The sequence below is a fragment of the Halococcus thailandensis JCM 13552 genome, from assembly GCF_000336715.1.
Classification (GTDB): domain Archaea; phylum Halobacteriota; class Halobacteria; order Halobacteriales; family Halococcaceae; genus Halococcus; species Halococcus thailandensis.
This window is the reverse complement of the sequence record NZ_AOMF01000166.1, coordinates 102,680-123,275: the sequence shown is the minus strand read 5'-3', so window position 1 is coordinate 123,275 and position 20,596 is coordinate 102,680. Positions and strand designations below refer to the sequence as shown.

At 65.8% G+C, this 20,596-nt stretch carries 15 protein-coding genes and 1 tRNA gene; 6 read left to right on the top strand and 10 right to left on the bottom strand.

Annotated features, from left to right (window positions below; genetic code table 11):
* Positions 1-19: 19 nt before the first annotated feature.
* Positions 20-3,154, bottom strand: coding sequence for an FAD-binding and (Fe-S)-binding domain-containing protein (locus tag C451_RS15545; protein WP_007741989.1), 3,135 nt, complete (start codon positions 3,152-3,154; stop codon positions 20-22).
* A 168-nt stretch (positions 3,155-3,322) separates the two neighbouring features.
* Between C451_RS15545 and C451_RS15540 the strand changes: the two genes are divergently transcribed.
* The 3 genes from C451_RS15540 (at position 3,323) to C451_RS15530 (ending at position 6,798) form a co-directional block, all read left to right on the top strand.
* On the top strand, positions 3,323-3,826 hold the full coding sequence (locus C451_RS15540) for an LUD domain-containing protein (protein WP_007741988.1): 504 nt from the start codon (positions 3,323-3,325) through the stop codon (positions 3,824-3,826).
* Positions 3,823-6,030, top strand: coding sequence for an LUD domain-containing protein (locus tag C451_RS15535; RefSeq protein ID WP_007741987.1), 2,208 nt, complete (start codon positions 3,823-3,825; stop codon positions 6,028-6,030). The genes C451_RS15540 and C451_RS15535 overlap by 4 nt, the downstream gene beginning before the upstream one ends.
* Before the next feature lie 105 nt (positions 6,031-6,135).
* Complete coding sequence (locus C451_RS15530; protein WP_152420482.1) at positions 6,136-6,798, top strand: FxLYD domain-containing protein; 663 nt, start codon at positions 6,136-6,138, stop codon at positions 6,796-6,798.
* A 66-nt stretch (positions 6,799-6,864) separates the two neighbouring features.
* Here the strand turns inward: C451_RS15530 and C451_RS22155 are convergent.
* Positions 6,865-6,987: transfer RNA gene (locus tag C451_RS22155), tRNA-Met, on the bottom strand.
* 84 nt (positions 6,988-7,071) lie between these two features.
* On the opposite strand from C451_RS22155, the gene C451_RS15525 reads away from it, so the two are divergent.
* Positions 7,072-8,277, top strand: a complete 1,206-nt coding sequence (locus tag C451_RS15525) for a DUF7115 domain-containing protein (RefSeq protein ID WP_007741981.1) — start codon at positions 7,072-7,074, stop codon at positions 8,275-8,277.
* On the opposite strand, the gene C451_RS15520 is transcribed toward C451_RS15525, so the two are convergent.
* Positions 8,261-8,614 carry a DUF5830 family protein gene (locus C451_RS15520; protein ID WP_007741980.1) on the bottom strand — a complete coding sequence of 118 codons (354 nt, stop codon included), beginning with the start codon at positions 8,612-8,614 and terminating at the stop codon, positions 8,261-8,263. The two genes, C451_RS15525 and C451_RS15520, sit on opposite strands and share 17 nt — an antisense overlap.
* 80 nt (positions 8,615-8,694) lie before the next feature.
* Between C451_RS15520 and C451_RS15515 the strand changes: the two genes are divergently transcribed.
* The gene (locus tag C451_RS15515) at positions 8,695-9,363 is read left to right on the top strand and encodes a TVP38/TMEM64 family protein (protein ID WP_241431249.1); all 669 of its coding nucleotides are present in this window, start codon (positions 8,695-8,697) and stop codon (positions 9,361-9,363) included.
* On the opposite strand, the gene C451_RS24115 is transcribed toward C451_RS15515, so the two are convergent.
* Complete coding sequence (locus C451_RS24115; RefSeq protein WP_275039338.1) at positions 9,336-9,458, bottom strand: HVO_2523 family zinc finger protein; 123 nt, start codon at positions 9,456-9,458, stop codon at positions 9,336-9,338. The two genes, C451_RS15515 and C451_RS24115, sit on opposite strands and share 28 nt — an antisense overlap.
* Positions 9,459-9,557: 99 nt before the next feature.
* Between C451_RS24115 and C451_RS15510 the strand changes: the two genes are divergently transcribed.
* Positions 9,558-11,150, top strand: coding sequence for a molybdopterin-dependent oxidoreductase (locus C451_RS15510; RefSeq protein WP_007741978.1), 1,593 nt, complete (start codon positions 9,558-9,560; stop codon positions 11,148-11,150).
* Positions 11,151-11,177: 27 nt separating this feature from the next.
* On the opposite strand, the gene C451_RS15505 is transcribed toward C451_RS15510, so the two are convergent.
* The 6 genes from C451_RS15505 to trpD form a co-directional block, all read right to left on the bottom strand.
* Positions 11,178-14,246: an adenosylcobalamin-dependent ribonucleoside-diphosphate reductase gene (locus tag C451_RS15505; protein WP_007741977.1), complete on the bottom strand. Its 3,069-nt coding sequence runs from the start codon at positions 14,244-14,246 to the stop codon at positions 11,178-11,180.
* 1,010 nt (positions 14,247-15,256) lie between these two features.
* Positions 15,257-16,570, bottom strand: a complete 1,314-nt coding sequence (locus C451_RS15500; RefSeq protein WP_007741976.1) for a hypothetical protein — start codon at positions 16,568-16,570, stop codon at positions 15,257-15,259.
* Positions 16,571-16,605: 35 nt separating this feature from the next.
* Entirely contained in the window at positions 16,606-17,244 is a 639-nt protein-coding gene (gene trpG / locus C451_RS15495) for an anthranilate synthase component II (protein ID WP_007741975.1), read from the bottom strand.
* Positions 17,241-18,785 carry an anthranilate synthase component I gene (trpE, locus tag C451_RS15490; RefSeq protein WP_007741973.1) on the bottom strand — a complete coding sequence of 515 codons (1,545 nt, stop codon included), beginning with the start codon at positions 18,783-18,785 and terminating at the stop codon, positions 17,241-17,243. Before trpE ends, trpG begins: the two co-directional genes overlap by 4 nt.
* A 57-nt stretch (positions 18,786-18,842) precedes the next feature.
* Positions 18,843-19,487, bottom strand: a complete 645-nt coding sequence (locus tag C451_RS15485) for a phosphoribosylanthranilate isomerase (RefSeq protein ID WP_007741972.1) — start codon at positions 19,485-19,487, stop codon at positions 18,843-18,845.
* Complete coding sequence (gene trpD / locus C451_RS15480; protein ID WP_007741971.1) at positions 19,484-20,503, bottom strand: anthranilate phosphoribosyltransferase; 1,020 nt, start codon at positions 20,501-20,503, stop codon at positions 19,484-19,486. The genes C451_RS15485 and trpD overlap by 4 nt, the downstream gene beginning before the upstream one ends.
* Positions 20,504-20,596: the final 93 nt, after the last annotated feature.

Here is a 20,596-nt window from a genome sequence, read left to right as displayed (position 1 = left end):
CGAACGCCGTCTCGAACGATCAGTCCACGAGCGCGTCGGCCACCTTCTCGATCGGATGCGGTGGCTCCTCGCCTTCGTGTTCGCCGAGCTGGCTTCGACAGGACGCGCCGGGTGCGACGACTCGATCACCGTCGCTCTCGTCGACCTGCTCGTAGAGCACGTCGGCGATGGCACGGCTCATCGAGAGATGCTCCGATTCGTAGCCGAACGAGCCGGCCATGCCGCAGCAGCCCGAATCGAGCGCGTCGACCGCGTAGCCCGCCCGTCGGAGAACGCCAACGGCGTGATGATCCTTCTTCGTGGCCTTCTGATGGCAGTGACCGTGGTAGGTGAGCGATTCGTCCCGCTCGCCGAACCCGAGCGCCTCGTCGATCCGGAACCGATCGAGATACTCGCAGACGCCGTAGGTGTTGTCGGCGACGGTTTCGACATTGCTCGCCCCACCGTCCGTGGCTGGCTGCTCGCCTCCTTCGCCGGCGGCGACGGTGCCCGTCGGCACGCTCCGATCAGCGGCGGGGATCAGGTCCGGATAGTCGTACTGGACCATGACGGCGTCGGAGGGTTCGACCACGACGACGTCCCAGCCCCGGCGGACGAGCGGCGAGAGGGCGGCGACGTTCTGCTCGGCGGCGTCACGGGCCTGCCCGACGAACCCTTTCGAGTAGGCTGGCCGACCGCTATCGGTGACGCCGAGGGGGAGTTCGACGTGGACGTCGGCGGCTTCGAGCACTCGCACGGCGGCCTTGCCAGCCTCCGGATGGTTGTAGTTCGTGTACGTGTCGGGGAAGAGCAGGACCTTCCTGTCGGCGTCGGCGGCCGACACCTGCGCGCCGCCGCGGGCTTCGAACCACTCCGCGAAGCTCTCGGCGTGGAAGGTCGGCAGTGTTCGGTCTTCGGCGATGCCGATCGCCTTCTCCAGCACTTTACGTGCGCCCGGTAGTTCGGTCCCCCAGTTCGACAGCGGTGCGAGCCGGCTGGCGAACTCCGAGAGCGAGTCGATGTTCGCGAACAGATGGTCACGGAGGCTCGCGCCGTGGCGCTCGTGGTACTCGTTGGTGACTTCGGCCTTCATCTTCGCCATGTCGACCTCGCTCGGGCAGTCGTTCGCACAGCCCTTGCAGCCGATACAGAGATCCATCACCTCGTTCATGAACTCGACGTCGATCGATTCGTCACCATTGCCGGCATCGAGATCACCGCTCATCGCGTCACGGAGCAGGTTCGCCCGCCCGCGCGTGCTGAGGATTTCCTCCTCGGCGGCGCGGTAGGTCGGACACATCGTTCCGCCAGTGGTCGACTGATGGCCGCGGCAACCGCCACAGCCGTGGCAGAGCTCGGCCATCCCACGGAAGCCGTTCTCGTTCTCCCAGCGGAGTTCGGTCTCGAAGCTCGCGTCGAATTCGTACTCCGAATCGAACCGGAGATCCGCGGTCGGGCTGGGTGCCTCGCTATCGTCGGCATCGTTGGGTAGTCCACAGACCTGCCCCGGGTTGAGGAGCCAGTCGGGATCGAACGTCGATTTGAGATCGCGAAAGGTCGCCCAGAGATCCTCGCCGTAGAGTTTCCGGTTCCATTTCGTGCGCGCGTGGCCGTCGCCGTGTTCGCCCGAGACCGAGCCCCCGTACTCGACCACCAGATCGGTCACGGCCTCGGCGATGGCGTCCATCCGCTCGCGCCCCTCGACGGTTTTCGTATCGATGAGCGGCCGGACGTGGAGCACGCCGGGGCCTGCGTGGGCGTAGAAGCTCGCGAAGGTGTCCTGTTCGTCGAGGATTGCCTGGAAATCGGCGACGTACTCAGGGAGATGTTCCGCTGGAACGGCACAGTCCTCGATGAACGAGATGTGCTTTTCGTCGGTCGTGCGCGAGAGCAAAATGGGGAGCCCGGACTTGCGCATCTTCCAGAACTGCGCACGCGTGTCGGCGTCGTGGGCCTCCATCGCCGCGTTCGCGTACCGTCGTTTCTCCGTCAGTTCGTGCGCGCCATCGCTCGGCTCGGCGTCCGATTCGCTGCCCACGCGGTCGGCGACGAGATCCGCGACCTGCTGTTTTCCATCCCTATCGGACTCGGCGTAGAATTCGACGAGGAGCACCGAATCGGTTTGCTCCGGAAGCAACCCTACGACGTCGGCGAACTCGCTGGTATCGCGTGCGAGATCCAGGAGGACGGAGTCCATCACCTCGACGGCCGCGGGTTCGTGTTCGAGGATGGGCTCGACGTCCTCCATCGCGTCGCCGAGCGAATCGTAGGTCAGCAGACCGATGGCCTTCGTCTCGGGGACGGGTTCGAGCGCGACGGTCGCCGCCGTGACGATCGCGAGGGTGCCCTCGCTGCCGGCGAGCAGGCGTGCGAGGTTCACCGTGCCGTCCGCCGCATCCGAGATCAGCATGTCGAGATCGTAGCCCGAGACGTTGCGCTTCAGGTCGGGATAGGCCGCCTCGATCGCGTCGCCCTCCTCGTCGACGATACGAGCGACTTCGGCGTGGATGCGCGCTTCGAGATCACCCTCGGAGTCGGCGCGCTCGCGGAGTTCCTCGATCGTGAGTTCGCCGAACTCGGTGACAGTGCCGTCGGCGAGCACGACCTCGCAAGACTCGATGTAGGCGTCGGTCTTGCCGTACTTCAGCGAGTGCGCGCCGGTGCTGTTGTTGCCGATCGCTCCCCCGAGCGCGCTCTTGTCGCCCCAGGCCGGGTCGGGCGCGAACTTGAGGTCGTGGGGCGCGAGCGCCTCGTCGATATCGGCGAGATAGATCCCCGGCTGGGCGGTGGCCGTTCTGGATTCGGGATCCACAGCGAGCAGCTCGTCCATGTTGCGGGTGAAATCGAGCACGACCGCCTCGTTGACGGCCTGTCCGGCGAGGCTCGTTCCGCCGCCGCGTGGGAGCACCGGGATTCCCTGGTCGGCACAGTAGGCGACGACGGCGGCGACGTCGGCGGTCGATTCCGGGAAGACGACGCCGATGGGTAACATCTCGTAAGCGCTCGCGTCGGTCGCGTAGAGGTTGCGTGAATACTCGTCGAAGCGGACGTCGCCGTCGACGCGCGCTTCGAGCTCGTCGACGAGCGCCGGACGGTCGACCGCGCCGCCGCGATAGTCGTAGTTCGCGTCGTCCGCTGGGTCGTCGGCCGATCGCTGCGCGAAGTCGGTCGTCACGATGGCGCACGGTTCGTCCCCGGACGGTAAACAGGCATCGGAGAATGCACCATCGATCGATTCGTCTCGGTGGCAGTCGGTCGGGACACGGGCGTACGCCGTTTGGATCGGACCGCATGACGACGGTTCCGCGAAAGGCCGATATAGCTCAGTTCCGAACGATGGACGATGAGTGACGTTCTCACGACGTTCGAATCGTCGCTCGACGGGTTGGACGTCGAAACGACACGAACCGACGGCGACGGGTTCGCCGAGGCGCTCGACGATGCGATCCGCGAGCCGGCCGTCGGCGTTCCGCTGGGTCTCGACGACGTGTCGCTCGCCGACACCGCGGTGACGGTCGATCCCACGGCCGCAGAGCTCGAATCGGCACGGACGGGCGTCACCCCTGTCGAAGCGGGGATCGCTACCTACGGCTCGCTCGCGGTCGCAGCCGACGCGGCGGGGAGCGAGCCGGTGAGTCTCTACCCCGAGCGCCACGTCGCCGTCCTGCGCGAGGAAGACCTCCAGGCCGACATGGACGAGGCGTTCGCGTGGCTCGGCGAGGAGTTCGCCGCCGGGCGGGACAGTTACGTGTTCGCCACCGGCGCGAGCGCGACCGCCGACATGGGCGAGATGGTCGAGGGCGTCCACGGCCCCGCCGAAGTGCACGTCGTCGTGCTCCAGTCATGAGCGCCGACACCCGCCGCGAGAAGGCCGCACGGATCCGTCACCTGCTCGACACCGAGGGCGAGAACGTCCGCGAGAACGCGAGCCACTTCAACGAGAACCGGTACGACGCCATCGACGAGTTCGACGAGTACGAGGAACTCCGCACCACCGTCCGGGAGATCAAGGAGGACGCCATCGAGCGACTGCCCGAACTGATCGAGACGGTCACCGAGAGTGTCGAAGCCAACGGCGGGAACGTCTATCTCGCCGAGGACGCCGCCGACGCGAACCAGTATATCGAGAACGTGGCGGGCGACGCCGAGACGCTCGTGAAATCGAAATCGATGACGACCGAGGAGATCGAGGTCAACGATCGCCTCGAACAGTCAGGGGTGGACGTCTACGAGACCGACCTCGGCGAGTTCGTCCTTCAAGTCGCCGACGAGACGCCATCACACATCGTCGGCCCGTCGATCCACAAATCGCGCGAGGGGATCGCCGAACTGTTCAACGAGTATTTCGATCCCGACGAACCCCTGGAGACGCCCGAGGAACTCACCGAGTTCGCGCGGGACTATCTCGGCGAGCGGATTCGGGATGCGGACGTCGGGATGACCGGCGCGAACTTCGTCGTCGCCGACAGCGGGACGATCACGCTCGTCACTAACGAGGGCAACGCCCGGAAATCGGCCGTGACGCCGGACACGCACGTCGCGGTCGCCGGAGTGGAAAAGCTGATTCCCACGCTCTCCGATCTCCAACCGTTCGTCGAACTCATCGCGCGCTCGGCGACCGGCCAGCCGATCACCCAGTACGTCACGATGCTCTCTCCACCCGTGGAGACGCCGACACTGGAGTTCGAGGATTCCGACGCACCCCTTTCGGAGTCGGATGGCGACCGCGAGTTCCATCTCGTGCTGCTCGACAACGGCCGGACGGCGATGCGCGAGGACGAGCAACTCAGGGAAACGCTCTACTGCATCCGCTGTGGCGCGTGTGCGAACTCGTGTGCGAACTTCCAGCACGTCGGCGGTCACGCCTTCGGCGGCGAGACCTACTCGGGCGGGATCGCCACGGGCTGGGAGGCCGGGGTCCACGGACAGGAGAGCGCCGCCGAGTTCAACGACCTCTGTACGGGCTGTTCGCGCTGTGTCAACAACTGCCCGGTGAAGATCGACATCCCCTGGATCAACGAGGTGGTTCGGGATCGCATCAACCACGACGAGTCGACGGAGTTCGATTTCCTCGTCGAAGGGCTGACACCCGACGAGGAGCCGGGCGGCGTGGATCTCCAGAAACGGTTCTTCGGCAACTACGCCGACCTGGCGAAAGTCGGGAGCGCCACCGCACCGCTGTCGAACTGGATTGCGGGGACCGCCCCCGCGCGGGCGCTCATGGAGCGCGTTCTGGGTATCGATCGCCGGCGCTCCCTTCCGGAGTTCGAGCGTGAAACGCTTCGGAAGTGGTTCACTGCGCGCGGCGGGTCGCGCGTGTCACCGACCGACGCCGACCGCGAGGCGGTGCTCTACCCCGACGCCTACACGAACCACATCGAGGTCGAGCGCGGGAAGGCCGCCGTCAGGGTGCTCGAAGCGCTCGGGGTCGCGGTCCGTGTTCCGGACGTCGCATCGAGCGGGCGCGCACCGCTCTCGCAGGGGATGCTCGCGACGGCCGAGCGCCACGCCCACGATGCCTACGCCGATCTCGCCGAACAGATCGACGCCGGGCGGGATATCGTCGTCATCGAACCCTCCGATCTCGCGATGTTCGCCGGCGAGTACGAGAAGTTCCTGCCCAATCAGTCGGCCGAGCGCCTCGACGACAACAGCTACGAGGTCATGGAGTACGTCTACGGCCTGCTCGAAAACGGAGCCGATGGTGGGCAACTGCCGGCGGGCGACGGCGAGCGCGTGGCCTACCATAGCCACTGCCAGCAGCGGACGCTCGGGCTCGAAGCCCACACCGTAGCCGTCCTCGAAGACCGTGGCTACGACGTGCTCACCTCCGAAACCGAGTGCTGCGGGATGGCCGGCTCCTTCGGCTACAAGCGCGAATACTACGAACTGAGCATGGACGTCGGCAGCGAGCTCGAAACCCAGTTCCAGGACGAGGCGGCACGCGATCGGACCGTGGTCGCGAGCGGCACCTCTTGTCTCGAACAGCTCGACTCGCTCTTGGAGCGGCCGAGCCGGCATCCGGTGCAGCTGCTCGATCCCGACCGATAGCTCTCGGTCCGCCTGCCGAGACGGGAGCTTCCTCGCTCCCGAAGACGATACTGTATTGATGCGAACGAAACCATTATCACAACCCGACGTGTTTTTCCGTTGAGAATGGATCGACGGAAGTATTTAGCGGTGGTCGGTGCTGCAACGAGCCTCGGTCTCGCCGGCTGTAGCAGCGAGACGGGTGAGAACAACAGCAGTGGAAACGGCAGCGGTGACGAGAGTACTGAGGCCGCCAGCGGTGATGCGGAGACCGAGATGGAATCCGGCGGCGAGAGCACCGAGGCAGGCGGAGACGCGACGGAAGCCAGCAGCGACGAGGAGGCGACCGACGCCGAGAGCGAGGAATCCGAGGACGAAACGGCAACCGAATCGGACGAGAGTAGCGACGAGGAGAGCTCCGAAACGGACGCCAGCAGCGGCGATTCCGAGAGTTCCTCGGTCAGCGACTCCGGCGACACCGATGTCTCGGTCAAGAGCGCCGATATCGCAGACGCGTTCAGCCTCGACAGCGTCGAATACTACTCGGAGGACGTGTCCAACGGTGTTCGTGGTGAGGTGACGAACACCTCTGATAGCTCGATCAGCTACACGGGTATCGAGGTCAAGTTCTACGACGGCGAGGATACCCGTATCGGCGAAGCACTCGATAACACGTCCGACCTCGGCGGTGGCGAAACCTACGCGTTCGATGCGATCGGGATGTTGGACAGCGACAAGGCCGATTCGATCGCGAGCTACACGATCACCGTCTCCGATAGCGCGCTGTAACGGCTCGAATCGAGGTTTTTCGCTATTTTTCGATACGTCCGAGTGACGACGATAGAACGGCAGTAGTGCCCGGGGTGGGCTCCGAACCCACGATCTCCGCATATCCCAGGTCCGAGGCGACAGCCTCGGGGGAAAACCGCTCTCGAAACCCTATGAGTGCGGCGCTATGTCCAGCTAAGCCACCCGGGCTACCGATCGGTACTGGACTCGCGTTCATTAACCTTCCCATCTCGGCTTCGGCAGTCTTTTGACGATCGATAGCACAGTCGCGGTATGGACGTTCCCGGGATCGTCCGCGAGCGCCTCGCCGACGAGCGACGGATGACCAGTGTGAACGTCGGCGGCGACGACCGGGTCTACGTCACGCCACCGAAGACGCTCGTCTACCGCGCCGCGGGTCTGTTCAGCAGCGAATCGATCGAGGAGTTCCCCCACGACGTCAGTCGCTTCGACGTCTCGGCCGACCGCCGCGAGGCGACGTTCGCCTTCGAGTACGAACACGGCGTCGAGGCGTTCTCGGCCCCGCGCGAACGCATCGAGACGATCCTCCCGCCGGTGCTCGCGGGCGTGCTCCGGACCACCGACCGCATCGATCCCGACGAGGAGATCGAGGAGAGCTATCGGTTCGGCGATCGAACGCTCATCGTCACCGACCGACGGCTGCTCACCGCCGTCGGCGAAGCCGTCTGGGACCGCGAACACGACAGCTACGACTACGACCGGATCACCGACCTCCGCTTCGAGGACGATCTGCGCATCGACGTCGACGGCCGACCCCGCTATATCGAACTCACGGGCGATGGCCGACGTGAAGCCTACGAAACCCTCGAAGACGCGCTCTGTGCATACCACGGGGTTGCCAGCATCGACCAGCTCGCGGATCGCACGGCCGAATCGACGGCGACTGAACGCACGGCGGAGCCGACGACCACCGACCAGACGGCTGACCGGACGGCCGGGGACCCGACACCGACCGAATCGAGCGATCGAGCGCCTGCTCGTGATCCCGACGACGCGCGGCACGAACCCGCCGGCCGCAACGGCGACGGGACCGACGGGCAGCCGACGGAGCAGCCACCGCGATCCCGTTTCGAGCCCGACGAATCGACCGAGCCGCCGATCCCCGAAGCGTCCGAATCGGGCCGCGAGCCGACCGATCCGAGCCGTGATCCGGCTGAGCCGAACCGTGATCCGGCCAAAGCGAATCAGACGGGCGAGCCGGACCGGCGATCTGTCGAGCCGCGTCGGGAACCGTCCGAGCCGCGCCGTGGATCGAGCGGATCAGACGACGAGCCGGACAGCAGGCCCGTCAGTACGGAAAGCGGGGAGGGCGGGAACAGAACTGCCGACGTGGACCGACTGACAGACGAGGTCGACGCACTGCGCGATCACATCGAGCGCCAGACGGAGCTGCTCGAACGACAGCAGGAAACGCTCGAACGGCTGGCCGAGATCGCCGATCTCAACGACGACCGATAACCTTCCTGATACACGACGAGCCGAAGGGGCCGTGCTCGCCGGCGTCGAACTGGATGACGTAGCCCGTCGTGATCGACGCACCACAGCGCCGGCAGGTGAACTCGCCCTCTCTGGTGACGACGTCGCGCTCGAACCGGACGAACCCACCCGATCGAACGCGGATACGTCCGTCCGCGCGCTCGATGATGCCGCGCTTTTCGGCCGTATCGAGGATCGTGCGGGTCGTATGTGGATCGTTCGTGACGGTTTCGAGCCGGTCGATCGCCGCGGCGAGCGCGAGTTCGTCGTCGTCCAGGTTCGCGAGGAGGCTCACGCCGAGTTCGACGGCATCGCTCACGGTGGCGATCGGTCGCCGACGCCTAAACGTCGTGCGAAACGGATCGAAACCGGCTTCTCGCTCAGGATATAGATTCGGCTGTGTCACGCGCTCGTCGGCGTCTCGCGGGGGTCGCAGTCATCGTGAGTGTGGTGGCGCTCGCCGCGCTCACGATCTCGCCGAGCGTGCTGTTCGATCGGATTGCCGGCCTCCGCTCGCGTCCGTTCGTCTTCGCGCTGGTCGTCGTCGGGCTCTATCTCGGTCGCCCGCTCGTCGCGTGGCCGATGAGCCTCTGTTCGGCGGTGGTCGGCTACGGGTACGGGCTCGTCGGGACGCCGTTCGCCCTCGCCGGCGTGCTCCTCACCTGTCTGCCGCCGTACGTGCTCGGGAGATACGCGGGCAATGCGAGCGCGCTCGGCCGGATCGGCCACGCCGGCGAACGGTTCTTCGCGCGCACCGGCGGCGCTCGTGGCGTGGCCGCCGCCCGACTCGCGCCGCTGCCGGCCGACCCCGTCTCCGTCGGCGCGGGGTTGTCGGGCGTGGAGCTCCGGAGCTATCTCCTCGGCACGCTCGTCGGCGAGGTGCCGTGGACGGTCGCGGCGGTGTTCGCAGGGAGCTCGCTCTCGACGCTCGCCGTCGCCGGCCTCGAAAGCGCGAGCGTGGAACTCGGGCTCGCGGCGGGCGCTATCGCCGTTCTCGCGCTCGCCGGCCCGGCCTACGAGTATCTCCGGGATCGTCGTACTCACCAGAACGTATCGGAACAGTCGTAGACGACGCCGTGGCGCGGGCAGACGTACTTGCAGTGGCGGCGCTGCATGCCAGTGCCACACGCCGGACAGGGGCGGCCGTGGTCGCGATCGCTCATGGAGGAAGTTCGTCGGCGCGCAGGTGAACCTTTGGCCGTCTGGCGAAATTGGGTCGGAGTTCGGTCAACATTCATCCGCCTGTCGTCCCTCGCGTTGGCATGAGCCACGTCTCCACGGACGGATCGTTCGCTCCGGCGATCGTGACGGCGGTGTTCGCGGGCATCGCCGGCATCGTCGGATCGTACGCGCTCGCGGGCTACACGCCCTCGTTCGTCGTCGCACCGATCACCGCCGTTCTCGCACAGAACGTTCCCGCCGCGCTGCTGACGTTCGCCAAGGGGCCGCTCACCCAGTTCGGCCAGGCGTTCGGGATCGAACATCTCGGCCAGCAGGTGAACCTCCTGCTCGCGCTCGCCATCGGGACCGGGCTGTTCGCCTGTCTCACGCTCGCGGCGCTCGCTACCGGTCGCCAGTTGGGCACGGCCACGCTCTCGATTGGACTGACGGGCGTCCTCGTCGCGCTCGCAACGGTGATCGTGGCCGGTGCGATCGTGCCAGCGCTCGGGGCCGGGGTCGCCAGCGCGCTCGTGGTCGCCATCGCGATCGCCACGACGACCGGGACGGAACGGCAGGCGGGAGTGTCGACGGGGCGGCGCTCGATGCTCGGCAGCCTCGCCGGCACGCTCGGGATCGGCGTACTCGGCTACACGCTCGGCAGCAGCGGAGAAGCGGGCGACTCCGTAGCGGCGAGCACGGGCGCTGCCGGCGGTTCGAACACGGGTGGGGGCGGAAGCGACGGAACCAACGCGAGCGGCGGAGCCAATGCCAGTAGTGGCGGGGGACCGTCCGCCGGCCAGCTCCTCTCGAAGGCGGAGTCGGCCTCGTTCGGCATCTCGGGGCTCGAAGGGCTGGTCAGCGGCGAGGACTTCTACGAGGTCGACACGGCGAACGTCAACCCCGACGTGAACGCGAACGACTGGTCGCTGTCGCTGACCGGTGCGGTCGGAAACGAGCGGACCGTCGACTACGATCAGCTCACGTCGATGGCGAGCGAGCTCCGATTCATGACGCTGCGCTGCGTCAGCGACCCGCTCAACGGCGACAAGATGGGCAACGCGCTCTGGGAAGGGGTACCAGTGAGGAAACTGCTCGACACGGCGAACCTCCAGGGCAAGTACGTCATGGCCCGCTCGGACGACGGCTACTTCGAGGAGTTCCCGGTCGAGGCACTGACGACCGGCATGCTCGCCTACGGCAAGGACGGCAACCCTCTCCCGCGCAAGCACGGCCATCCGGTTCGGCTGCTGGTGCCGGGTCACTGGGGCGAGATCAACGTCAAGTGGATCGACGAGCTCGAGATCCTGAACCGCCCGGCGAAGGGGTTCTGGGAGAAACGCGGCTGGCACGGCACCGGCCCCGCCAACACGGTCGCCAAACTCTACGCGACGAACAAGGGGGACGACGAGATCACGGTCGCCGGCCACGCGAACGCCGGCACTCGAGGCATTCGAAAGGTGGAAGTCTCGACCGACGGCGGCTCCTCGTGGAACGAGGCGCGACTCTCCGACGTCCTCGAACCGAACCTCGGGGGCGACGTCTGGCGGCAGTGGGCGTACAGCTACGAGCCACCCGGGGGCAAACACGAGGTCGTCGTCCGCGCGATCGACGGCTCCGGAACGACGCAGCCGAAGAAAAACAGCGGACCCTACCCGCGCGGCGCGAGCGGGTGGGTCTCGAAAACGGTCGAATAACGGTTCTTTCGGCTGACGGCGTTCAGTTCAGCACTCCGACCAGCCACAGGACTCGCAGGTCTTGCAGCCTTCGGAGTAGTACAGCGTGAACGCCCCACAGGAGGGGCATTCTGGACTCTCGCCGTTGTCGATCAGCTGCTGGACGTCGTCGGTCGCGTCGGGTTCGGCCGCGACGCCGCCATCGGCCTCCGGTTCGGCGCCCTCGTCGGCGATCTCGGCGAGGTTGCGCTGCTGGGGATAGGTCTTCTCGATCTCGTCGTCGAGATACCGGCGCATCGCGGTGCCGATCGCGTCCGGGATCGACTGGATCTGCTCGCCCTTGTCCCAGGCGACCTTCGGACTGCGGGTGCCGTCGAGCTCGTCGACGATCTCCTTGGGTGCGACGCCCGAGCGCAGCGCGGTCGAGATCACTTTGGCCAAGGCCTCGGTGAAGGAGTTGGTGAACCCGCCCGAGTGACCGATGTTGGCGAACAGCTCGAACGGCCGGCCCTGCTCGTCCTCGTTGATGTTGACGTAGAGCTTGCCGTAGCCCGTGTCGATGCGCTGGGTCATCCCGTGGAGCACGTCCGGTCGGGGCTGTTTCGCCGCGTAGACCGGTTCGTCGAACGCCTCCTCGGTCGCGAGCGTCTCGCGCACGTCCTCGTGATCGAGGAACGCGTCGAGCCCGCCGAAGACCTCCTCGATCTGCTCGGCGATGACTGCGGCTGCCTCCTCGTCGTCGGCGAATTCGGCGTTGTCCGCCCGCGTGGTGAGGACCTGCTTCGAGCGCGTGCCGTCGCGGTAGACCGTGACGCCCTTGCCGCCGTTGTCGTAGATGTAGCGGTAGACCTCGTCCATGTCCTCCTTCGTGGCGCTGTTCGGGAAGTTGCAGGTCTTCGAGATGGCCGAGTCCACTCCGGCCTGACAGGCCACCTGAACGCCCGCGTGTTCGATGCCCGAGAGATCCGAGGTGACGACGAACAGTTCGCCGATGGCCGCGGGCACCGTGTCGAGCCCCTCGACGCCGTCGAACTCGTTCGCCGCCATCTGATCCTGGGCCTCGCGCTTCACCGCGTCGACGTCGATGTCGTTTGCCTCCAGCACCCGGAGGAAGTAGTCGTCGAACTCGACGAGCATCTCGTCGCCCTGGACGTCGTCGGAGACGTTCTTGTAGTAGGCGACGTTGTAGATCGGCTCACAGCCACCCGTCGTGTTGCCGACCATCGAGGTCGTCCCCGTCGGGGCGATCGTCGTCGTGTTGTGGTTGCGAATGGGGTAGCCGTCGGCCCAGTCGTCGGCCGATTCGCCCGTTTGGGCTTCGAACCACTCGCGGTAGGCGGTGGGGTCGGCGTACTTCGACTCCGCCCAGTCCTCGAAACTTCCTCGAACGTCGGCGAGTTCGTGGGAGGTGGATTTCGAGCCGTGGTTGATGTGCTCCATCAGCTGGCGGGCGATCTCGTTGCCCTCCTCGGAGCCGTAGCGCACGCCGAGCTGGATGTAGAGCTGGGCGAGCCCCATGATGCCGAGCCCGATCTTCCGCATCTCGCGGACCTTCTGCTCGATCTTCTCGACCGGGAAGTCCGACATCGTGACGACGTTCTCGAGGAAGCGCGTGCCGAGTTCGATGCGATGGTCGAACGCCTCAAAGTCGATGGCCTCGTCGAGATAGGCGCTCATCGCTGCCTCCTGACTGTCGTACTCGTCGGCGTGCTCGTCGGACCAGACCCGCCAGTCGGGCGCATCGGTCGCAGCGAGCGTCGAGAGGTTGATGTGGCCGAGGTTACAGGCCTCGTACTCCTCCAGAGGCTGCTCACCACAGGGGTTCGTGGCGAGAATCTCGTGATCGGGATGCTCCTCGACGTCGAAGGAGTGCTCCTTGTTCACCCGTTCGAGATAGATGACGCCGGGCTCACCGTTTTGATAGGCTCCGTCGACGATGTGCTCCCAGAGCGCGGCGGCCGGGATCGACAGCTCTTCGCCGACCTCGACGTGCTCGCCGAGATCGTAGCAGTCGTAGAGTTCCTTCGTCTCGGCGGTGGCGATGTGCGGTTCTTCAGTACGAGGATTGGTGAAGGTGAACTCCTCGCCGTTTTCGAGCGCCTCCATGAAGGCGTCGGTGACGCCGACGGAGATGTTGAAGTTCGAGAGATGGCCCTCGACGGCGTTGCGCAGGTGTTCCGGCACCTTCCCCTCGTCGTCGATGAGCTCGCGGGCCTCCTCCAGCGCGTCGACGAACTGCGTGTGCGTGAAGTCGTCGGGATCGTTGAGTCGCAGCGAGTGCGCCAGCGAGACGTCCTTGTTCTTCGCGTGGATGAACTGGATCACGTCGGGGTGCGAGACGCGCATGACGCCCATCTGTGCACCGCGGCGCGCACCACCCTGTGCGATCGTCTCGCACATCTGGTCGTACGTGCGCATGAACGTGATCGGCCCCGAGGCGATCCCGCCCGTGGAGCCCACGGCGTCGCCGTACGGCCGGAGCTTCCAGAACGCGTAGCCCATCCCGCCGCCGGACTGGAAGACCTGCGCGGCCTCCTTGGCGGTCTCGTGGATGTCGTCGATGTCGTCGGCCGGGGAATCGACGAAACACGCCGAGAGCTGCTGAAGCTCGTCGCCAGCGTTCATCAGTGTCGGCGAGTTCGGGATGAACGACAGCTCCTCCATCGACTCCTGGAACGACTGCGCGGTCGTCTCGACGTGGTCCCGGATCTCCGCCGGCAGCTCGGGCACCACGGTCTCGTAGGCGAACTTGTTGACGTTGTACGCCGACAGCGCCGTTGCGGCCTCGTCGTCGGCCGTCGTCCCCTTGCCGAACACCTCGCTCGCGAGGTCGTCGCGGCGCGGGTGGTCGGGCTTCAGCTGGTCGGGCGTGACGGTGATCTCGGTGTCGGTGCGCTCGGCCTCGAAGACCGCTTCGGCCAGCGCGACGTTCTTCGCGACGCGCTCGAAGAGATCCTCCTGGGTCTCGACGAGCTCGCCGTCCGAATCCTTCCGGAGATAGCGTGCCGGCAGGATGTTCTCGTAGGCGTTCGCGGTCAGGCGCTCTTCGAGCGTGTCGCCGTCGGTGCGCTTCACGGGCAAAACGACCTCGTCGGCCGACCGGTCCGCGCGGCTCATCGACCGTCCCCTCCGGCAGCGTGCGGGCGCTGACGGGCGAAACTCCCCTTTCGGTGTGGTGTAAAATCGGTCATTCGGTGACGAACTCCCTGTTCAATGGCCACCCAAATAAATTATCCGTCTTCATTTGATTTTTTGCAAGTGAGGTTGATTATGCTGTTGGTACTATGCGGCTTTCACTGATCGCGGGTTGCTTCCGAAGGTACCGGCTGGAGCAGTATAAACATACCCTGTCTGGAGTGAAAGTGATTTGTCTGACGAAAAACCACACGACTGCGATTGATGATCCAGGAGAAGCGACCGTATTTTCTAATATTTAAAAGTGTTGTAATTTATAGTTTTGACGGAGTCACAAACAACAGAAAAAGATCAATCTTTAAGTTGATGCCCTCGAATTGAGTCTTTGCTAGGGCTGGCGTGGGTCTCCGGCAAACATGCCGGGATCACGCTAACCTGATGTCACAACCGAGAGTAGCCACAGCACTGCGAGTATTATGAGAGTGATACCAACAGTTAGCAGTCCTGCAATGACTTGCTCCAGTGATGCTAATGACATCAGATACTGGACAACGGAGCGTGCTGCTACGTAGGCGGCACTAACGACAAAGACAACTGCTCCCATCTGCTCTACCTTGTTTCGTGAAGTCGGAGATTCATCTCCTTGTGTCGGTTTGCGCATCATGGTGGTTCAGGGTGCGAGGAATCGCGGAGCAGAGCCAGATGCTAGGGCTGGCGTAGGCGTCCGATCATCCGTCGGTCATTCGGTGACGAACTCCCTGTTCAATGGCCACCCAAATAAATTATCCGTCTTCATTTGATTTTTGCAAACTCAGGTTGAGAGACTGTTGATACTACCCAAATGTCTCCGTCCGTGGGTTGTCTTTCTAGACAAATCCCGAAAGGTCATAAGTGTATCCAGAGCGGAGCGGGAGTGATCGTACCACGAAAAATCAGCCGATGCTAAGTGGGTTCCAGACGAAGCGTGAAGGGGTACGTTCGAGATCGGGGCCTTATCGTCGCCGACCGCTCCAGACCAGCACGCCGCCGACGAGCGCGAAGATCACGCCGAGGGCGAGCGCGCCGATATGCCAGGGCTGGAACCAGACCGGCAGCGACACCACGTAGGAGAGCCCGGCGTGGGCCTGTCCGAGCAGCGGGAGCGACTCCCCGCTCGTCGTCGGTGTGTCGCCGGTGCCGTTCATCCGTGGGAGCCGGTCGTCGTTGAGCAGTTCGTTGTAGGGGAGCCGTTCGGCCTCGTAGGGCCAGATGCCGGTGTCGGTGTGCCAGACGGTCTCGCCCTCGGGTGTGACCTCGACGACGCGGTTGTTGCGGCTGTCGGTGATGAGCGTGTTGCCGTTGGGCAGGCGGTCGGCGTCACGCGGCCAGTCGAAGCGGACGCCGTTGGCCGAATCGACGCCCCATACGACTTCCCAGCTGCCGTTGCGCTCGTGGAGTTCCACGACACGGTCGTTCTCGCTGTCGGCGACGACTATCGCCCCCGGTCCGAGATACTGGGGGTTGTGCTGGTGGTTCAGGATCTCCGGATCGCCACAGCGCACGTCGCCGCCGCTGTCGTTGCTGTAGTCGGCGAGCCCGTTGTTCGCCTTGCAGTTCTGGTCGTTACCGTGGCCGGTGTCCTCGTTGATCACGTCGACGACGCCCTCACCGCGCTCGATGACGAGCAGCTGGTTCGCGTTCCGGACCGAGACCATGTATCTGTCCCCGCCGATCGGGTCGACGTCGTTGATGTGGAGCCAGTCGGTCTGGGTGGGGTCCGGCGGCGCGTCGTAGAAGTTGCTGGCGTTCCACTGCCAGGTGGTCGTGCCGTTCGGCGCGATGGTGAACACGCGCTCGGCGTCCATGTCGGTCATGATCACTTCGCCCGAGGGCAGGATGTTCGCGTCGTGGACCTCACTGTTGAGTTTCGTCGACACCGGGAACGACCACTCGTTGACGACGTGTGGCTCGGGCTGGGGGTCGATGAGCCGGTAGCCCGTCCGCGAGCAGGGCGCTTCGTACTCGCCACAGGACTGCTCGCCCTCGACGATGAAGCCCGCGAGCACCGTCCCGTTGTCGAGTTTCGTCACGTCGAAGTAGTCGACGTTCTCGCCGCGCTCGGTCCAGACATCGTCGCCGTTCGCGTCGTACTGCGTGACGGCTCCTTCGGACTGCATTCCGACGAGCGTCGCACCGCGCGTCGAATCGTTGTCGGCCGCGCTGGCAGTCGGTGTGGTCGCCGCGCTCACGGCGAGTGGCCCGACGACGACGATGACGGCCAGAACCACCAGGAGCGCACCGAGGCGCTGGCGAGAGGGCGAACGCATTGGTTGTGCCGACTGCGTGGCTGGCCGGGTTAACGCTACTGATTCGCGCTCGGGACGCGCTCGCCGTCGAGTACGGAGACGAAGTTCCGAAGAACGTCGTGACCGACGCTCGTGAGCACGCTTTCCGGGTGGAACTGTACGCACTCGATCGGATGCTTACCGTGGCGAATCCCCATCACGAGCCCGTCGGCGGTGCGCGCGCTCACGGTGAAACAGTCGGGCACGTCGGTGGCGATCAGCGAGTGATAGCGCCCCGCCCGGAACTCCTGATCGAGATCGGCGAACACGCCGCGACCGTCGTGCTCGATCGAGACGGCCTTGCCATGGACCGGTTCCGGTGCGCGCCCGACCGATCCACCATACTCGTAGACTGCGGCTTCCAGCCCGAGACAGACGCCGAGCGTCGGGATCTCGGTACTCACCTCACGGAGCACGTCGAGTGTGACGCCCACGTCGCGCTCGTTTTCCGGATGGCCCGGCCCGGGACTGATGACGATCCCGTCCGGGTCGATGGCACGGATTTCGTCGAGCGAGACCGTATTGCGCACGACCTGGGTGTTCGCGTGTTCACTCACGTACTCGACGAGGTTGTAGGTGAACGAATCGAAGTTGTCGACGAACAGGACATCCGGGCGGTCGGCGGCATCGGTGGGGATCGTCGGTTCGGCGGTCATCGGGACGGCTCCGGCGTCATCGACGGCCGTTCGATGCGTTCGAGCGCGGCGAGCACGCCCTTGATCTTCTGCTCGGTCTCGTCGTACTCGCTCGCCGGCTCCGAGTCGGCGACGACGCCCGCACCCGCACGCACGGTGATCCGATCCTCGCCCGCTCCCGACGACTCCACGCCGTGCTCGATCAGCGCCGTCCGGATCGTGATGGCGACGTCGGCGTCACCGTCCCACGAGAAGTAGCCGACGCCGCCGCCGTACAGCCCCCGCGGGGAGGCTTCGAGTTCGTCGATGAGTTCCATCGCGCGGACCTTCGGCGCGCCCGAGAGCGTGCCCATCGGAAAGGCCGCACGCGCCGCGTCGAACGCATCGTTTTCCTCCGTCAGTCTCCCTGTGACCGTCGATTCGATGTGCTGGACGTGGGAGTATTTCAGCACGGTCATGAACTCGGCGACACGCACGGAGCCGGGGCGACTCACCCGGCGCACGTCGTTGCGTGCCAGATCGACGAGCATCGTGTGCTCGGCGCGCTCCTTCTCGTCGGCGAGCAGCTCGCCCGCGAGCCGGCGGTCCTCGACCGGGCTCGATCCCCGTGGACAGGTGCCAGCGAGCGGGTTCGAGACGACTTCGTTCCCGCGGACAGAAACGAGCGTCTCGGGGCTCGCACCCACCACCGAGCGATCGCCGTATTCGAGCAGATACATGTACGGCGAGGGGTTGATCTCGCGCAGGGCGGCGTACAGCCCGCGCGAATCGACCTCGCCAACCAGTTCGCGGGCGCGCGAGAGCACCACCTGATAGCTGTCGCCGTCGAGGACGTGCTCCTTCGCCCGCCGGACGGATTCTTCGTACTCCTCGCGCGAGCCGGCGGTCTCCCCGCGGCGCTCGAATCCACCCACGTCGACCGTCGCAGCGGCGAGTTCCTCGCGGACGCGTGCGACCTCGGCGGTCATCGCGTCGTGGATCGCGGCGGGATCGTCGTCGGGGCGGACGAGCGGCGTGAACACGAGCGAGATCTCGTCGGATGCATGGTCGAACGCCACGGTCTTCGTGGTCAGGACGAACTGCGCGTCGGGCACCGACGAATCGGGCCGATCGATCCCGATCTCGTCGAGCTGTAGATCGTAAACCGAGTCGTAGGCCAGGTAGCCCACGAGTCCGCCGTCGAGCTGCTGGCGATCGGTGTCGGGGAAGTTCACCCGGTCGGCGTCGGGCAGCGCGCCGCGAAGCCGATCGAGGACGTCACCCGTACCGCTGTCGAACGCACCCCGATACCGTTCGGTGAAACACTCGATGTCGGTGCCGTCCGGATCGACGGTGACGAGCGCCGCCGGATCGTAGCCGACGAACGAGTAGCGCGCGTGGCCGTCTGCCTCGGTGGGCGCGAACGCCCCGTCGGGGTCGCTGGAGGCGACCTTCTCGGCGCTTTCGAGCAGGAAGGTGTGGTTCGCATCGTCGGCGAGCGTCGCGTACGCCGCGAGCGGTTCGCTATCGACGTCGAGCCGGGCGACAGCGCGCACGACCGCCGGACGATCTCGATCACTCACGAGATCGACGAACCGCNGCCAGCCCGCTCAGAGATGTGTATAAGAGACAGGTGTCACTCATGCGCGCAGCGGCTCCCCGCTGACACGCGCGACGAATCTCTGGAGTTTCGCGTGGTCTTTGGTGCCCGTACCCTGCTGGTCCTCGATCCCGCTCGATACGTCCACGCCGAACGGTGCGACCGTCTCGACCGCGCTGGCGACGTTCTCGGGCGTGAGGCCGCCGGCGAGCAGGACGGGAGCGTCGAGGTCGGCGACGATTTTCCGGGCGCGCGCCCAGTCGTGCGTCTCGCCGGTGCCGCCCGCACCCTGCTCGTCGGTCGAATCGAGTACGAGCGCGTCGGTGACGGTCGCGTAGTCGTCGAGATCGTCGTCGACCGCATCGACGCCGGCGATCACCGGGACGGCGATGCGTTCCGAGAGCTCCTCGATCTCGGCCGGCGAGCAGCCGTGGACCTGGATGGCGTCGGGCGCGACTCGTTCGACGAGCGCTGCGCCCTCGTCCGGCGTTTCGGGCATCGTGACGAGCACGCTCGTGACGGAGTCGGGAATCCGATCGACGAGCGCGGCAGCACGATCTGGCGCAAGTTCGCGCGGCGTCTCGATCGGCACTCGCGAGACGACCCCGACCATGTCCGCGCCGGCGTCGATGGCGGCGTCGAGATCGCGCTCGCGGGTCAGCCCGCAAAGTTTCGTACGAGTCATCGTCCCTCGCCCGCGACCGCCTCGGCCGTGCGCAGCGCGGCGAGTTTTTCACGGGCACGATCGGCGTCGATCGCCTCGCGAGCGTGTTCGACGCCGTCCTGAATACTGTCGGCGATGCCGGCGACGTACACCGCCGCGCCGGCGTTCGCGAGCACGATGTCGCGCTTCGGGCCCTCGATCTCGCCGGTGACGACCCCACGGAGGTCGGCGGCGTTCTCGGTGGGCGTGCCGCCAGCGACCGCCGCGACGGGGGCCGTATCGAGATCGAGTTCTTCGGGCGTTAGCGTGTACTCCTCGGTCTCCGTGTCGCGGACTTCGGCGACGCGCGTCTCGCCGTGGATACAGATCTCGTCCATGCCGGAGCCGTGGACGACGAGCGCGCGATCGACGCCGAGCTGGGCGAGCGCACGGGCGAGCACTGGGACGAGATCGGGATCGTAGACGCCGACGACCTGTGCGTCCGCGCTCGCCGGGTTCGTCAGCGGGCCGAGCACGTTGAAGATCGTCCGCGCGCCGAGCTCCTTGCGCGGGCCGATGACCGCCTTCATCGCGGGGTGGAACACCGGCGCGAGCATGAACCCGATCCCCTGGCGCTCGATGGCCGCCTCGACGTCCGTGGGTTCGGCGTCGATATCCACGCCGAGCTCGCGGAGCACGTCGGCGCTGCCCGACGAGGAGGAAACCGAGTAGTTGCCGTGTTTGGCGACGTTGACACCCGCGCCGGCCGCGACGACTGCGCTCGCCGTCGAGACGTTGATCGTGTCGTGATCGTCGCCGCCCGTCCCGCAGGTGTCGACGAGCGGCCGGCAGTCGGGTTCGATCGTGCGTGCGGCCGCGCTCATGCCCTGGGCGAAGCCAGCGATCTCGGTCTCCGTCTCGCCTTTCGTCCGCAGCGCCGCGAGCAGCGCTCCCATCTGTGCCTCGGTCGCCCCCTCGAAGATCTCCGTGGCCGCCGTGCGCGCGGCCGATCGCGAGAGATCCTCGCCGTCGGCCACCCGTGCGATGTACTCTTGCATGTGAGGATGTACTGATTCGCGTTGTAATGCACAAGTTCGTACATCGGCTTAAATCTACCGTCAGCGATTTCACATCGTGCCCTCGTTCCGAAA

Bases quoted from the DNA above. Each gene is read 5' to 3' on its own strand.
- C451_RS15530 (WP_152420482.1), top strand. From the start codon at position 6,136: ATGGATCGACGGAAGTATTTAGCGGTGGTCGGTGCTGCAACGAGCCTC.
- C451_RS15540 (WP_007741988.1), top strand. From the start codon at position 3,323: ATGAGTGACGTTCTCACGACGTTCGAATCGTCGCTCGACGGGTTGGAC.
- C451_RS15510 (WP_007741978.1), top strand. From the start codon at position 9,558: ATGAGCCACGTCTCCACGGACGGATCGTTCGCTCCGGCGATCGTGACG.
- C451_RS15500 (WP_007741976.1), bottom strand. From the start codon at position 16,570: ATGCGTTCGCCCTCTCGCCAGCGCCTCGGTGCGCTCCTGGTGGTTCTG.
- trpD (WP_007741971.1), bottom strand. From the start codon at position 20,503: ATGCAAGAGTACATCGCACGGGTGGCCGACGGCGAGGATCTCTCGCGA.
- C451_RS15485 (WP_007741972.1), bottom strand. From the start codon at position 19,487: ATGACTCGTACGAAACTTTGCGGGCTGACCCGCGAGCGCGATCTCGAC.
- C451_RS15525 (WP_007741981.1), top strand. From the start codon at position 7,072: ATGGACGTTCCCGGGATCGTCCGCGAGCGCCTCGCCGACGAGCGACGG.
- trpG (WP_007741975.1), bottom strand. From the start codon at position 17,244: ATGACCGCCGAACCGACGATCCCCACCGATGCCGCCGACCGCCCGGAT.
- C451_RS15535 (WP_007741987.1), top strand. From the start codon at position 3,823: ATGAGCGCCGACACCCGCCGCGAGAAGGCCGCACGGATCCGTCACCTG.
- C451_RS15505 (WP_007741977.1), bottom strand. From the start codon at position 14,246: ATGAGCCGCGCGGACCGGTCGGCCGACGAGGTCGTTTTGCCCGTGAAG.
- C451_RS24115 (WP_275039338.1), bottom strand. From the start codon at position 9,458: ATGAGCGATCGCGACCACGGCCGCCCCTGTCCGGCGTGTGGCACTGGC.